This window comes from Tardiphaga sp. 862_B3_N4_1, assembly GCF_051811085.1.
GTDB classification, from domain to species: Bacteria; Pseudomonadota; Alphaproteobacteria; order Rhizobiales; family Xanthobacteraceae; genus Tardiphaga; species Tardiphaga robiniae.
This window is the reverse complement of the sequence record NZ_JBPWQB010000001.1, coordinates 1,815,699-1,829,224: the sequence shown is the minus strand read 5'-3', so window position 1 is coordinate 1,829,224 and position 13,526 is coordinate 1,815,699. Positions and strand designations below refer to the sequence as shown.

The window sequence follows — 13,526 nt, the reverse complement described above, 5'->3', positions numbered from 1 at the left end:
CTTACGGCCGCATCGCGAGCCGTGACGGACCTGCCGTGCGGAGCGGTTCGGCAAGACGTGCAAACTCACACAGCAGCGAGCGCGTCTTCGTGGGGTTGATGACTTCCTCGACCCAGAACTTCTCGGCCGAACGGAATGGCGAGCGCAGCTTGTTGAGGCGCTCCTCGATTTCCTGCTGCTTGAGCTTTGGATCGTCCGCCGCGTCGATCTCGGCGCGATAGGCCGCCTCGATGCCACCTTCCAGCGGCAGCGAGCCCCAATAGGCCGAAGGCCATGCGTAACGCATCGAGAACCGGTCGGCCGGCTGATGCACCACGCCAGCGACGCCGAACGCATTGCGGATGATGATCGTGCACCACGGCACCGTGGTCTGATTGACCGCGGCCATGGCGCGCACGCCGTGACGGATGGTCGCTGCCTTCTCCGCATCGAGCCCGATCATGAAACCCGGGCAATCCATGAGATAGACGACAGGCAGATGGAACGTCTCAGCGAGGTCGACGAAGCGCACGACCTTCTGGCAGGCTTCCGCGGTCCACGAGCCGCCATAGTGGAACGGATCGCTGGCAAGCAGCAGTACCGCACGGCCTTCGAGACGCGCAAAACCGGTGATGATCGGCCGGCCGAAATTCGCCGCCATCTCGAAAAACGAGCCTTTGTCGACGACGGCGTCGATGATCGGGCGCATCTTGTAGACCTGCCGACGATTGCGCGGCACGGCCTTCAGCAGAGATTCTTCCGCACGTTCGGGATCATCATTGCAGGCGATCGTGGGCGGCAAGTCATAGACGGACGATGGCAGATAGGACAGGAAGCGTCGCGCGCAGGCGAAGGCCTCCTCTTCTGTCTCCACGGCGTGATCGACGCCGCCAGCGCGCGTCTGGATATCGGCGCCGCCGAGTTCCTTCTTCTCAAGCGACTGGCCGAGGCGCGCGACAACGGGAGGCCCGGCGACGAACATCGCGGAATTCTTCGTCATCACCGAATAATGGCTGGCTGCGAGCCGCGCAGCGCCGAGGCCGGCGACTGAACCAAGGCCAAGGCCAACGACCGGCACCTGCGCCAGATTGGACGTCGTGTACCAGTACCAGCGCGTGCCCCCGACACCGCCCGGCAGATTGGCTGCGCCCCTGGTCTCGATGGTCTTGACCGAACCGCCGCCGCCAGAACCTTCGATCACGCGAATGATCGGCAGCCGGAAGTCGTGCGCCATTTCCTCGGCCATCAGCGGTTTGGCCGAGATCGACGCATCAGCCGAACCGCCGCGCACGGTGAAGTCATCGCCAACAACGACGACAGGCCGGCCGTCGATCTTGCCACGACCGAACACGCAATTCGCCGGCGTCAGATGCTTCAGCTCGCCAGACGCATCGTATTCACCAATGCCGGAGACTGCCCCGACTTCGTGAAAGCTTTTTGCATCTATCAGTCTGTCGATACGTTCACGAACTGTGAGCCGGCCTTGGTCATGCTGCCGCTTGACCTTGTCAGCGCCCCCCATCTCCCGCGCGAAGGCTTCGCGCCGGGCGAGGTCGTCGAGTTCCGGCTTCCAGTTCATTCATTCCCTCCGGGAGCATTTTTTTCTGAGCTGTTGGCGCGGGAGGCGCATCTGGAACGGGCGCACTGGTCAGGCCGCTATCTGCATTCTGAACCATCATGCTGATCGTGCCGCTAAGCTGACGCAGGATCGGAGCGATCTCGTCCTGCAGGCGCTGCTCGTCATACATGGCGGCAAGCAGACCGATGGTGACGACCACATAGGTCTGATACTGCGGCGACCAGATCGGCGTCGCAATGCCGGTAATATGCGGCGACCAAAGGCCACCTGCGAGGACGTAGCCGTTGTCACGCAGACATTCACGGTTCCCAACGATCTTGCCGCGCAGGATCTTGGCGTCCTCGGGCATTTCGCGCGCAATATCGTTGATCAGAGCATTGCCCACGTCTTCGTCGAGCGCTGCGGTGTAGGCATGACCGGCTGCAGTCCGGCCCATGGCAATGCGGCTGCCGGTGGTCGAATGCAATCCGAGCGCGTGATCGGCGCGGGCATATTCGAGATAGACCATGTGGAAACGATCGGGAATCGTGAAGCCGATCGTGCCAGGTACCTGCTCCGCCACTTCCTGCAAACGCAGGCGGATCAGGTTGCGCACCTGAAGTCCCCGCATCATCGAAGCACTCATCGCGACCGCACTCGATCCGATGCGGTACTTCTGATCTGCCGGCAGATAGGCGAGCTGGCCCATGCGCGTCAGCGTATGCGTCAGGCGCGATACGGTGGAGCGCGGCAGGCCGCAACGATTGGAGATTTCGAGATTACCAAGCCGGGCATCATGGCCCTCGAAGCAGCGAAGAATATCAAAGGCGCGCGAGACCACCTGGATCACATCGCCGTCGCCTGCCAGATCGCTGGCGAGCATGCCTTGTTTGCTGAGCCGTTCCGAACGTCGTCCCATGATGCGTTTCCCTTAAAACGACGCATCTCACGGGGAGCCAATCCGTTGGATTGCCCCGATGTGCGCCGCCGTCCCGTTCCACTCTGCGGAATTATATTCCACTTGCGGGCTACGCTACCTCAGGCAATCTGCGGCGACAACACCAAGCTGCTCGTTTCTTCTCATTCTTAGGGATTGTCCGGTCGCGTCGGCGCTACACCTATAGCGAGCAGCCGCCCGCGTGATCGCGGAGAACACCATGCCAGAGATCAAGATCCTCAGCGAAGTCGCCGGCCGCATCTGCTCACTGCCGCTCGCAACCGGCGATTCCGTAAATGAAGGCGACGAAGTGGCATTTGTCGAAGCCATGAAGATGGAAATTCCGGTCGCCTCTCCTGCCGCAGGTAAAATCAAATCGATGATCGTCGCGGTCGACGACGTGGTCGCGGAAGGACAGTTGCTCGGCACAGTCGAGACGTGAGCAGAATGCACTGACGACCTCGACTGCCTTACCAATGTGCTGCGGCATTCTGTCTGAGATGGTGACCGCTCCCATCATCCAGCGAACGGCCTCAGGACATTGCCAGCGCCTGACGGCGATGACATGATCGCTGAACAATAAAAAGCAATTCGCAAAGCGAATGCATCTGGAGGGGAAAATGCTTCACCGGCTTATCGCGCTGGCGTCCGTTGGCGTGCTCAGTTCGACCGGCGCTGTATGCGCACAGGATATCAAGCTTCCACCGACCATGGCGGTCACCGCCTACGACACCGGCACCGCCGGCTTCAACATCGCCGTCGCTGTCGGCAAGATGATGAAGGACAAATACTCCACCGATGTGCGTGTGCTGCCTGCCGGCAATGATGTCGCGCGGCTGGCGCCATTGCGCGCCGGTCGCGCCACGATCGCCTGGATGGGCTCGGGCATCTACTTCGCGCAGGAAGGCGTGTTCGAATTCGGCGTCAAGGAATGGGGTCCTCAGCCAGCGCAGGTCACGCTGTCGACCATCGACTGTAATGGCGCCTCGCTCGGCGTCGCTCGCGATATCGGCGTGAAGGAGATCAAGGATCTACGCGGCAAACGCGTCGGCTTCGTCGTCGGCTCACCTGCCCTGAACCAGAACTCGCTTGCCATCATGGCGTTCGGCGGTCTCACCAAGGCAGACATCAAGCCGATCGAGTTCGCAAGCTACGGCGCAATGTGGAAAGGCATGGTGAACAACGACGTCGACGCCGCCTTTGCTACCACCATCACTGGCCCGGCCAAGGAAGTTGAGACATCGCCGCGCGGCATCATCTGGCCGCCCCTCCCCGCGGAAGACAAGGCCGGCTGGGAGCGCGTCAAGCGTGTGGCACCGTTTTTCAATCCACATGTCGCGACCTGCGGCGCGGGCATCACGGCATCAGCGCCCGTCAACATGAGCACCTACCCCTACCCCGTCGCGACCGTCTACGGCTTGCAGGCGGAAGATCAGATCTACGCGATCACCAAGGCGATGATCGTCAACTTTGACGCCTACAAGGACAACGCACCAGGCGCGTTAGGCCTCGCCGTAAAGGCGCAGTCCATGAAATGGGTCGTTCCGTTTCATCCCGGCGCCGTGAAAGCGCTCAAGGAAGCCGGCAACTGGACGCCAGAAGACCAGACACACAATGACGGACTGCTGAAGCGGCAGGACGTCTTGAAGGCCGCATGGAGCGAATACGCCAAGGCCAGTGCATCAGCCGGTGAAAAGGAGTTTCTCGACGGCTGGATGACTGCCCGCGCGGCTGCGCTCAAGAAGGCCGGCATGCCGAACGGCTTCGAATAACGTCGTTATTTTTAGCTGTAACCGCGAACAATAATCGGGGCCATTATGTCAATTTCGTCACCCGATCATGCGCGGCCCGCATCCGACATTCCCGTAAAAATGGAACTCGACGATCCCCATGGAGTCGCCGACCTCCAGGAGTCCGAGGTCTCGCGCGTTCGCGCCTTGCACGGCGTGTGGCGCTGGGCGCTGATACTGGCCACGCTCGCAACCATCCTGCTCTGCATCAACCAGCAATTTTCGCTGCGCTTCTTTGTCGATGTCACGCAACTCAACACCGAATATTTCTATCTGCTAATCGCGCTGATGCTGCCGTTCACGTTCCTGATCTTTCCGGGAACGTCGAAGGCCGATCTCGACCGTGTGCCATGGTACGACGTCGTATTGTTCGTCGCCACTTTCGCGGCCGCGATCTTCCTGATGATGAACATCCGCAAGGCCGCGCAATTTGGCTGGGAATTCGACGGCGCACCTAAACCCGTGATCGCCGCAGGCCTCGTGATGTGGTTCGTGCTGATGGAGGCGCTGCGCCGCACCGGCGGCTGGAGCCTGTTGCTCAGCGTCTTCCCCTTCACGCTGTATCCACTGTTTGCCGACGCCAAATGGCTCGGACCGTTCCGCGGCACCCAGTCGACGCTGGAGCAGACCACGGCCTATCACGTGCTATCTGGGGAGAGCCTGCTCGGCATTCCGATCCAGGCCTTTGCCGACACCGTGATCGGCTTCCTGGTGTTCGGCACGGCGCTGATGATGACCGGTGCCGGCAAGTTCTTCATCAACATTGCCTTCGCGATGTGCGGTACCTTCCGTGGTGGCGCGGCAAAGGTGTGCATCTTTGCATCCGGCCTGCTCGGCACCGTCGGCGGCAGCATCGTGTCCAATGTGCTCACCGCCGGAACGATGACGATCCCCGCGATGAAGAAAACCGGCTTCACGCCGTCCTATTCAGGAGCGATCGAAGCCTGCGCGTCCACCGGCGCCGTGCTGGCGCCACCGGTGCTGGGCGCGACGGCCTTCGTCATGGCGCAGTTCATGAACACGAGCTATGCCGACGTCGCCCTCGCCGCCACCATTCCGTCGATCTTGTATTACTTCGGTCTGTTCGCGCAGGTCGACAGCTACGCCGCGCGTCACAAGCTCGAAGGCATCCCGCGCGAGGAACTGCCTCGCTTCATGGACGCGCTCAAGGAGGGCTGGTACTATCTCTTTGTCATCGCGATCCTTGTCGTGATGCTGCTGTACTTCAAACGCGAGAGCCACGCGCCGTTCTACGCCACCGCTTTGCTGGTCATCCTGCATCAATGGTCAGGCCCGGCACCGTGGAAGAAGGGCAACACCGCCGTCCTGGCGCTCTCGATTGTGCTGACCGGATTAATGGTCTGGCTCGATCTGCAGAACGCCTATCTGTGGGGGATGTGCATCCTCGCAGCGCTCAATGAATTCTTCCCCGGCAAGAACTGGGGCGGCGCACGATGGATCCACTTCCTCGAACTCAACGGTAAGACCTTCGTCGAACTGATCGCCATTCTCGCCGGCTGTGGCCTGCTGATCGGCGCGTTCTCGCTCACCGGCGTAATCTCGAGCCTGGCCAACGACCTTCTGGCGATCGCCGGCGGCAACGTCTTCCTGCTACTGATCATGTGCGCCTTCACCAGCCTGATCCTCGGCCTCGGCCTGACGACGACGTCCTGCTACATCTTCCTCGCTATCCTTGTCGCACCGGCGCTGGAGAAGCTCGGCCTCAACAAGATGGCCGTGCACATGTTCATCTTCTATTGGGGCATGCTGTCCTCGATCACGCCACCGGTCGCCATCGCCTCCTTTGCCGCCGCCGGCATCGCCGGCGCGCCGGCGATGAAGACCGGCTGGGAGTCGATGTGGGTCGGCAGCATCATCTATTTTATCCCGTTCTTCTTCGTGCTGAATCCGGCGCTCCTACTGCAGGGCGACAGCCCTTACCTCGAAGCGTTCGGCCTTACCGGCCTTGCCTGTCTCGGCATCGTCTTCATCTGCGGCGGCATTCAGGGCTATCAGGCCTATGTGGGCGATCTGCGCCGTGCGGGCGCAATGGAATGGCCGCTACGTGTGCTGCTGGTGATCGGTGGCTTCGTGATGGCGACACCCGGAGGCGGCATCAATCCGCTGTCGCAGTGGCAGATCATTGCCCTCGCCGCCTGCATTCTCGCACCGACGGTGCTGATCGCGCTGGCGCTGATCAGGCGCGGCGATGCGCGGCTCGCCGTGTTATAATCGCGAAGGCATTCAGGTCGATTGAAGATTGAAAGCTAGAAGAACTCTTCCGGGCAGGGATCGACGATCTTCCAGAGATCCATGCCGTTCTTGATCTTCTTCATTTCCGGCGTGAGACCGCCGTTACGCGCAAGCCAGTCTTTCACCGGCGGCGGATAATAGGCCATCAGGTCCGAGGTGCCCTCGTAGCTGATCACCTTCATGCCGAAGGTGAAAGCCTTGTCGTAATAGGCTTGGTGGAAGCCAAGACTGGCGCGCGGAGTCACGCAGACCTTGTTCATCGGCACGATTCCGAACACCAGCGTGCAGGCCGAATTGCAGATGCCGTCGATGATCACCCGCTCCTTGCGGTCGCGGATGCGCTCATACTTGGCCTTGTATTCTTCGACATAGCCGCCGTGGTCCCGGGTGATGCGCAAATCTGCCCGTGCCGGGGCCACAGACAGCACCAGCAGGGACAACAGGACAGGCAGCAGCGAAAGACGCATCGCGTGATGAAACCGGTAAGGGACCCCAAGCCAACGCCCTTTTTCCGGCGTCAGCACACCGCCCGACTCTGGCCGGACAGTGCTAGTATTCCGTTAAGCATCGCCTTTGAGCGAAAAAAAGGCAGAAACCGGCCCTGCCTCACTCTCTGCCCCACCCGGCCTAGCCGTTCAGGAACATCCGGTAGACCGGATTTTGCGTTTCATCCTCATAGGGATAGCCGAGCGACGTCAGCCGCTGCGTCAGGGTCGGGCGGTCGGCCTGCGGGACTTCAATCCCAACGAGCACCCGGCCGTAATCCGCGCCGTGGTTACGGTAGTGGAACAGCGTGATGTTCCAGTCCGCCCCCATCTGATCGAGGAATTTCAGCAAGGCGCCTGGACGCTCCGGAAACTCGAAGCGCAGGATAACCTCGTCCCGCAAAGCCGGCGGTGCTCGCCCGCCAACCATATAGCGGATGTGCAGCTTGGCGGTTTCGTCCGCGCTGATGTCCAGCACCTTGTAGCCGAGCGCCTGCAACTGCCCGATCAGCTCGCCCTTGTCGTTCTTGGCGCCACTCAGCTTCAGGCCGACAAAGACATTGGCTTCCTTGGCATCGGCATAGCGATAGTTGAACTCGGTGATGTTGTGATTGCCGATGGTCTGAATAAAGCGGCGATAGCTGCCGGGCTGCTCCGGAATGGTCACGCCCAGCAGGATCTCGCGGGCCTCGCCCACCTCCGCACGTTCGGCAACATGGCGCAGACGATCGAAATTCATGTTGGCGCCGCTGTTGATGGCGACCAGCGCACCGGTGCGCGTAGGATTGTTCGCGGCATAGCTCTTCAATCCTGCCAGCGCCAAGGCGCCGGCCGGCTCCGCAATCACGCGCATATCCTCGAAAATATCCTTGATGGCAGCGCACATCTCGTCGGTGTCCGCCGTGATCACGTCATCGAGCAATTCGCGGCAGAGACGGAATGTTTCGACGCCAGCCTGGCGCACGGCCACGCCGTCGGCAAACAGACCGACGCGATTGAGGACGACGCGCTCGCCAGCATCTATCGCGGCTTTCATCGATGCGGCATCGACGGGCTCGACACCGATGACCTTGGTCTCCGGGCGCAGAAATTTGATGAAGGAGGCAACGCCGGCCGCAAGCCCGCCGCCGCCGATCGGCACGAACACCGCCTCGATGGGATCGGGATGCTGCTGCAGGATTTCCATGCCGATGGTGCCCTGCCCCGCGATCACGTCGGGATCGTCATAGGGATGCACGAAGGTCAGCTTCTGCTCGGCCTCGAGCTTGCGCGCATGCGCCGCTGCTTCGTCGAACGTGTCGCCGAACAGCACGGCATTGCCGCCCCAATATCTGACAGCATCGACCTTGATCGGCGGCGTGGTCACCGGCATCACGATGGTTGCCTTGATCCCCAGCCGCTGCGCTGACAGCGCCACGCCTTGCGCGTGATTGCCAGCCGACGCGCAAATCACGCCGGCCGCGCGCTGCTCCGCGGACAACCCCGCAATGCGGTTGTACGCGCCGCGAATCTTGAACGAGAACACCGGTTGCAAATCCTCGCGCTTGAGCAGCACGGGGCTTCCCATGCGCGCGGTCAGCCGAACCATCGGGTCCAGCGGCGTCTGGATCGCGACGTCATAGACGCGGCTGTCCAGGATTTTGCGAACGTAGTCAGTCACAGGTAGCCCTCGAACATGTGGCAGAGACCGAACTGGCCACAGAACGGCTTGCCGACAGCTTGTCGGCGCAGATGGGCACCGAAATGACCGAGAAATCAAGCCTGTTCTCCAGAAAAGCACCTATGAACGCCCGACCGCCATTTCATGGATCGGCGTTAACGATGGTGTACGGCTCTCGGCGTATGTTGTCTTGCTGATCCAGATATTCAGAACCAGCGATGTCCTACGATGCAACTATCGCCAGCCGAAGATGCAGAAGCACCAAGATCGCGGACCGATCGCACGCGTCAGGTCTGGATTGATTTTGCACGCGGTATAGGCGTCATTCTCGTGGTCTATGGCCACGTACTCGGCGGCCTGATACAGCCACATCTGTTTCCTGACGGACCGCTCGCGCAGTGGATGAGCTATACGCTCTATACGTTCCACATGCCGCTGTTCTTCTTTCTCGCGGGCCTGAACGTACAGCACAGCCTCACACGCGGCACTCGCGCGTTCCTCACCAGCAAGGCATGGACGATCGCCTACCCTTATGTGCTTTGGTCGCTGATCCAGGGCAGCGTGATCATGCTGATATCACGCAATGCCAATATTCCCATCACCGCCAGCGACCTCGTGGCGATCTGGTATCGGCCGATGGCGCAATTCTGGTTTCTATATGCCCTGATGATTTGCCACATATTGGCGGTGCTCATTCCCAATCGCACCATCATGATTGTCGTCGCGCTCGCTGGCCTGATCGTGTTCATGCTGTTGCCGATCCGCCCCGATCTTGCGCTCACCATGCATCACCTGCCGTTCTATGTCGCGGGACTCTATGCAACCCGCATCGTGATGGCGTGGCAGCCTCATGGGCGAACGGGCTGGACCATGTTGACCGTGATCGCCACTGCTTTCGCTGCTGCGGTCGCCGTTGGAGGACAGCTCTCCGGCTTCGACGCAAATGGCATAGCATCGTTTCCGGCTTGTATTCTCGGCATCACCAGCACCGTGTTACTTTGCAAATTGCTCGACGAAACAAGGCACCGCTGGCTGGCACTGGTCGGCGTGATGTCCATGACGATCTATGTGCTGCACATCATGGCGGGATCCGGCACGCGGATCATCATGCAGATGCTGCACATGCCGCCAATGCCATGGGTCTATCTCCTCGCAGGCACCGCGGCCGGCGTGATCTTGCCCATGGTAACCCATGTCGTGTTGCAGCGACTGAACCTGCTGGCACCACTCGGGCTTGCGCCACTGCCGAGGCGCAAACCTGCACCCGCTCCGCTTGTCAGCCAGGCGGCCCGATCGGACTAAACTCTGCCGGTCCGCACCTGCTCCAGGGGCATCGCGGCATCCTCGGCAGGTCTGACAGTTTGGTCGTGCGGACAGGCCATCGCGAAAATCATCCAGAACAGAGCGGATATCTCACCTGACGAGATACTGGTCAGGGGCAAGTGAATCAGGATACCGCCGAGCGACAGAGCGCCGAGCACCACGCCTTCTTTGGTCGGCATCCGCCATGCCGCAGACGTGCTCCAGACCCCGACCCAGATATAGGCTGCCAAACAGAGCAGTCCGACGGGAATGCCGAGCGTGAGCCAGCTCGCAATGATCTGGCCATCGACCGGCATAGTGCCCGCGACACCGATATCGGTGAAGCTGAAGCCAGACCCCACCACCATGCTGTCAGGTGTATTCCACAGCGTCACGAATTCTTCGAGACGCTCGTTGCCGCTGCCATCCTCGGAACCGCTGCCGAGCGACTGCAGCCGCTCGGTGATCACATCGCCGAAGGGCGTGAACAGGACCGCCGCCATGGCTGCGCCGACGATGCCAAGTCCGGTCGCAAGCGCCCGCCGCCGTGTGGATTGAAACACCATGCAGAACGCCACGGCCAGCGCGAGCGCGATCCAGCCGGTCCGATACAGCGACAGCAACAGGCCCAGTGCAGCGGGCGCCAGGGCAATCAGCGACTGCCATCCCGGTCTCAGGAAGCCCAGCAACAGCAGTCCCGTTGCGGTGAAGGTCGCGTAAGTGGCGGGCCCGTTCATCGTGCTGAAGACGCGCACCATATAGGGCAGCGGATACCCTGCCGACAGGATCGAGGCGTAGTTCATCCAGAACCGATCCCAACTCGGCGGATCGACATATTGCCATATGCCGTAGAGACCCGTCAGCGGCAGCACCACCAGAAAGATACGCGCCATGGCATTGACGAGCTCGCCATCGGACCTTGCGCGCTGCTGCAGAGCGATGCCGTAAAGCACGGGCGCCGCCCACTTCAACGCACCTGTCGCAGCGCTCATCCAGTCATTCTGAAAAACCGACAGCATGGCACCGTAAGCGATGCAGGCCAGCACGATGGCCGGCGCGATCAGCCAGGGATCGCGCAACTGCTCGCGGGAGGACAGCAACGTCCACAGGCTCGGTAACGGCGTCAGGATGAACAACAGCGGCCCGATCAGCATGATGCTGGCCGCGTCGTAGCCGACCGACACATCGACCACGCGCCGCACGAATGGTGCGAAGGCAAACAGCAGGATGGCCGACTGGATATGGGCCGCAGTGCTGCGTTGCCAGGCCAGCCAGCCGGCAGCGGCGCAGCCGACCACGAAGAGCGGACGCGACAATCCGCCCAGCGCGGGACCGACCACCAAGGTCACGATCAGAAGCAGCGCAGTCGGTAGCCACCCGGACAGGACGAAATCCACCGGACCGGATTTGAGTCGGCCTTGATTCATAAAGGCAGACTATAGCGAGCAGCCTCCCCGACGTTAGGCAAAACCGCTGCGCTCCCCCATCGCGGGGCTAGCTTTTGCGACTTTCGCCGCTATGGTGCCGCCGTCGCACTCGTAGCTCAGCTGGATAGAGCATCGGATTTCGATTCCGAGGGTCGGGCGTTCGAATCGCTCCGAGTGCACCATCACAGGTGCCCTTAAACGCCTGTGTCCATTCGGCTTTTCCAGGGACTAGGCGCTCGCTTCGCGCTCGATCGTCCGCAGCCGCACGAATGCCGCCCAAGCTTGGGGAAACTCGGCACTCTTGGCATCAATGGCCATCAGAGCCCGGAGGGCTTCCCGAATTTCGTCCGGCGAAGGCCGCTGAGATGAGGTTCCCGCTTTGGACTTCGCCCAGAGATCTTCAACCGATTTTGCCAGCACCAACGCCTCGGCATTCGTTCGTTTCTGCACATGCTTTGCCAACACGTGGTCCGGCGGAAAGACTGGCCACGCGGTCGGCGGCTTGTCGGCACGCCAGTTGGATTCGGGGCCGGGCGTGGTTTTGAATGTCTGATTTCCCGATTGCTGCCCGCCCGAGCCGGGTTGGCCTGCCAGACGTCCGAGTTGCTGCTCGGTCGTCCCGGCCGGTCCACTGCCCGCAGGTGATAGTTGCGACGCCATATCCGTAAGCACTGACGGATCGGCTGTCGGCAGCGTCTTTTGAACCAGCTTGATCGCCTGGAGCGCACTGGGTGATATGCCGATCTTCTGTTGAGCCAGCTTCTCTTCTTCTTCAGAGACCGGACAAGCCTTGTACGCATCGTGCCGTTGCGCGATCTCTCCATCGTCGTCGATACGCGCAAAGTCGATGGCGACCGTGTAAACGAAAGCTCGATGCCCGGTGTAAGCTCCCGATTTGTCCTTGGCGTTCACGCTGCCGCAAACATATTTCCTGTTATCGACCTGGACCGACCGCAAGCCATCGAATTGCGCAGATGACGGATTGAGCAAGAGTCGCGTGACTGCAGCACGCGCCTTCGAGTTATTGGTTGTCAGGATGGCATCTAGCGCATAGTCGGGCCGAATGAAGGACGGCTGATAATAGAACACGGATGCAGCCGCAAAAAACGCTGCACCCACGCCGGCAGATATCAGGGCAGCTGGCGTGTTCATGCAGTAACGTGCTCCGCCGAGGCCCTTCAACAAGCCAGGGATTCCACTTTACATTGCACCAGCTTGTAACCATTCCGTTAACGCGCACCTCCACAACCGCCGCGTCTGAAACCCGTCGTTGCGGTTGCACGATTCAACCGAATAAGGCTGTGCGCCACGGCGCTCTTTGAAAACAACATCTCGATGGCGTGCTGAACCGCAAAGTCTGCCGTCAGCGGCATTTACCAGCCGTTACCACCATCCAATTTAAAATCCCCGGCGCCAAGGAAGCGTCGATGACCCCTGAAAAACCAAATGCTGGCCGCGTCGCGTTCGAGCGCGGTTTCCCTGTCTGGCTCATGGCCATTGACGGCACATGGCGCCGCAGTTGCCGCATCATGGACGTGTCCGAGACGGGCGCACGCCTTATCGTCGAGAGTTCGATTGAGGGCATCAATCTCAAGGAATTCTTCCTGCTGCTGTCGTCCACAGGACTGGCGTTCCGTCGCTGCGAGCTGGCCTGGGTCAATGGCGAGGAAATCGGCGCGACATTTCTGCGACAGGGCGCCAAGAAGAAAGCCGCTCGGCCGGCCGACACCGAATCCTGACATCCCTGCGACCGTTTCCGGAACCTGGCACCCGACACGCAGCGCTGACGCCCCTCCACGGATCTGCCCAACTTTGCGGCAGGAACATTCGCGCGCCCGAACTCTTGTTATCCCGTGAACAGTTGGGTGCGTTTATCCGTTTGAACCCGGGAGCCACCGTGAAGAATTTTTCCCATGCCGCGTTTCCGCCAGACACAATCTCAGTGATGAAACAAGCGCTGGACGGAGCTGTTTCAACGCTGCCGCATCCCGTCAACTCCGCTCACGTGCAATCCATCGCCGAAAGCATCCTGCGCACCACAAGCGAGGGTGAACGCGATCCCACGATGCTCCAGACCATGGCGCTGCTGGAATTGCGGATTACCCAGCGGGACTGACGGCCGACCGATCATCACG

12 protein-coding genes and 1 tRNA gene are annotated in these 13,526 nt (G+C 60.9%); 7 read left to right on the top strand and 6 right to left on the bottom strand.

Annotation, left to right across the window (positions count from 1 at the left end):
- Position 1 precedes the first annotated feature (1 nt).
- Positions 2 to 1,558 carry an acyl-CoA carboxylase subunit beta gene (locus AB8B02_RS08455; protein ID WP_439063683.1) on the bottom strand — a complete coding sequence of 519 codons (1,557 nt, stop codon included), beginning with the start codon at positions 1,556 to 1,558 and terminating at the stop codon, positions 2 to 4.
- Complete coding sequence (locus AB8B02_RS08450; protein ID WP_320443935.1) at positions 1,488 to 2,456, bottom strand: IclR family transcriptional regulator; 969 nt, start codon at positions 2,454 to 2,456, stop codon at positions 1,488 to 1,490. Before AB8B02_RS08450 ends, AB8B02_RS08455 begins: the two co-directional genes overlap by 71 nt.
- Positions 2,457 to 2,694: 238 nt before the next feature.
- On the opposite strand from AB8B02_RS08450, the gene AB8B02_RS08445 reads away from it, so the two are divergent.
- From AB8B02_RS08445 to AB8B02_RS08435, 3 genes are all read left to right on the top strand, one after another.
- Positions 2,695 to 2,916 carry an acetyl-CoA carboxylase biotin carboxyl carrier protein subunit gene (locus AB8B02_RS08445; RefSeq protein ID WP_068730696.1) on the top strand — a complete coding sequence of 74 codons (222 nt, stop codon included), beginning with the start codon at positions 2,695 to 2,697 and terminating at the stop codon, positions 2,914 to 2,916.
- A 178-nt stretch (positions 2,917 to 3,094) separates the two neighbouring features.
- Positions 3,095 to 4,246, top strand: coding sequence for a TAXI family TRAP transporter solute-binding subunit (locus tag AB8B02_RS08440; RefSeq protein ID WP_439063682.1), 1,152 nt, complete (start codon positions 3,095 to 3,097; stop codon positions 4,244 to 4,246).
- Between the two features lie 45 nt (positions 4,247 to 4,291).
- The gene (locus AB8B02_RS08435) at positions 4,292 to 6,496 is read left to right on the top strand and encodes a TRAP transporter permease (RefSeq protein WP_120290224.1); all 2,205 of its coding nucleotides are present in this window, start codon (positions 4,292 to 4,294) and stop codon (positions 6,494 to 6,496) included.
- Positions 6,497 to 6,531: 35 nt separating this feature from the next.
- Here AB8B02_RS08435 and AB8B02_RS08430 read toward each other — a convergent pair whose 3' ends face one another.
- Both AB8B02_RS08430 and ilvA read right to left on the bottom strand, forming a co-directional pair.
- Entirely contained in the window at positions 6,532 to 6,984 is a 453-nt protein-coding gene (locus tag AB8B02_RS08430) for a hypothetical protein (RefSeq protein ID WP_439063681.1), read from the bottom strand.
- A gap of 160 nt (positions 6,985 to 7,144) precedes the next feature.
- On the bottom strand, positions 7,145 to 8,662 hold the full coding sequence (ilvA, locus tag AB8B02_RS08425; protein WP_439063680.1) for a threonine ammonia-lyase, biosynthetic: 1,518 nt from the start codon (positions 8,660 to 8,662) through the stop codon (positions 7,145 to 7,147).
- A 228-nt stretch (positions 8,663 to 8,890) separates the two neighbouring features.
- Here ilvA and AB8B02_RS08420 point away from each other — a divergent pair, with 228 nt between their 5' ends.
- A complete protein-coding gene (locus AB8B02_RS08420; RefSeq protein ID WP_439063679.1) occupies positions 8,891 to 9,964 on the top strand; it encodes an acyltransferase family protein in 1,074 nt (357 codons plus the stop codon).
- On the opposite strand, the gene AB8B02_RS08415 is transcribed toward AB8B02_RS08420, so the two are convergent.
- On the bottom strand, positions 9,961 to 11,391 hold the full coding sequence (locus AB8B02_RS08415) for an O-antigen ligase domain-containing protein (protein WP_439063678.1): 1,431 nt from the start codon (positions 11,389 to 11,391) through the stop codon (positions 9,961 to 9,963). The two genes, AB8B02_RS08420 and AB8B02_RS08415, sit on opposite strands and share 4 nt — an antisense overlap.
- Positions 11,392 to 11,496: 105 nt before the next feature.
- Between AB8B02_RS08415 and AB8B02_RS08410 the strand changes: the two genes are divergently transcribed.
- Positions 11,497 to 11,573: transfer RNA gene (locus AB8B02_RS08410), tRNA-Arg, on the top strand.
- Between the two features lie 46 nt (positions 11,574 to 11,619).
- On the opposite strand, the gene AB8B02_RS08405 is transcribed toward AB8B02_RS08410, so the two are convergent.
- Positions 11,620 to 12,543, bottom strand: a complete 924-nt coding sequence (locus AB8B02_RS08405; protein ID WP_439063677.1) for a hypothetical protein — start codon at positions 12,541 to 12,543, stop codon at positions 11,620 to 11,622.
- A gap of 275 nt (positions 12,544 to 12,818) precedes the next feature.
- Between AB8B02_RS08405 and AB8B02_RS08400 the strand changes: the two genes are divergently transcribed.
- Both AB8B02_RS08400 and AB8B02_RS08395 read left to right on the top strand, forming a co-directional pair.
- Positions 12,819 to 13,130 (top strand): pilus assembly protein PilZ, encoded by a 312-nt coding sequence (locus AB8B02_RS08400; protein ID WP_089267262.1) that lies wholly within the window; start codon positions 12,819 to 12,821, stop codon positions 13,128 to 13,130.
- 158 nt (positions 13,131 to 13,288) lie between these two features.
- On the top strand, positions 13,289 to 13,507 hold the full coding sequence (locus tag AB8B02_RS08395) for a hypothetical protein (RefSeq protein ID WP_093759133.1): 219 nt from the start codon (positions 13,289 to 13,291) through the stop codon (positions 13,505 to 13,507).
- The last annotated feature ends 19 nt before the right edge of the window (positions 13,508 to 13,526 follow it).

Excerpts from the sequence above, each read along its gene's own strand:
- AB8B02_RS08455 (WP_439063683.1), bottom strand. The coding sequence starts at position 1,558 with ATGAACTGGAAGCCGGAACTCGACGACCTCGCCCGGCGCGAAGCCTTC.
- AB8B02_RS08450 (WP_320443935.1), bottom strand. The coding sequence starts at position 2,456 with ATGGGACGACGTTCGGAACGGCTCAGCAAACAAGGCATGCTCGCCAGC.
- AB8B02_RS08445 (WP_068730696.1), top strand. The coding sequence starts at position 2,695 with ATGCCAGAGATCAAGATCCTCAGCGAAGTCGCCGGCCGCATCTGCTCA.
- AB8B02_RS08440 (WP_439063682.1), top strand. The coding sequence starts at position 3,095 with ATGCTTCACCGGCTTATCGCGCTGGCGTCCGTTGGCGTGCTCAGTTCG.
- AB8B02_RS08435 (WP_120290224.1), top strand. The coding sequence starts at position 4,292 with ATGTCAATTTCGTCACCCGATCATGCGCGGCCCGCATCCGACATTCCC.
- AB8B02_RS08430 (WP_439063681.1), bottom strand. The coding sequence starts at position 6,984 with ATGCGTCTTTCGCTGCTGCCTGTCCTGTTGTCCCTGCTGGTGCTGTCT.
- AB8B02_RS08420 (WP_439063679.1), top strand. The coding sequence starts at position 8,891 with ATGCAACTATCGCCAGCCGAAGATGCAGAAGCACCAAGATCGCGGACC.
- AB8B02_RS08415 (WP_439063678.1), bottom strand. The coding sequence starts at position 11,391 with ATGAATCAAGGCCGACTCAAATCCGGTCCGGTGGATTTCGTCCTGTCC.
- AB8B02_RS08405 (WP_439063677.1), bottom strand. The coding sequence starts at position 12,543 with ATGAACACGCCAGCTGCCCTGATATCTGCCGGCGTGGGTGCAGCGTTT.
- AB8B02_RS08400 (WP_089267262.1), top strand. The coding sequence starts at position 12,819 with ATGACCCCTGAAAAACCAAATGCTGGCCGCGTCGCGTTCGAGCGCGGT.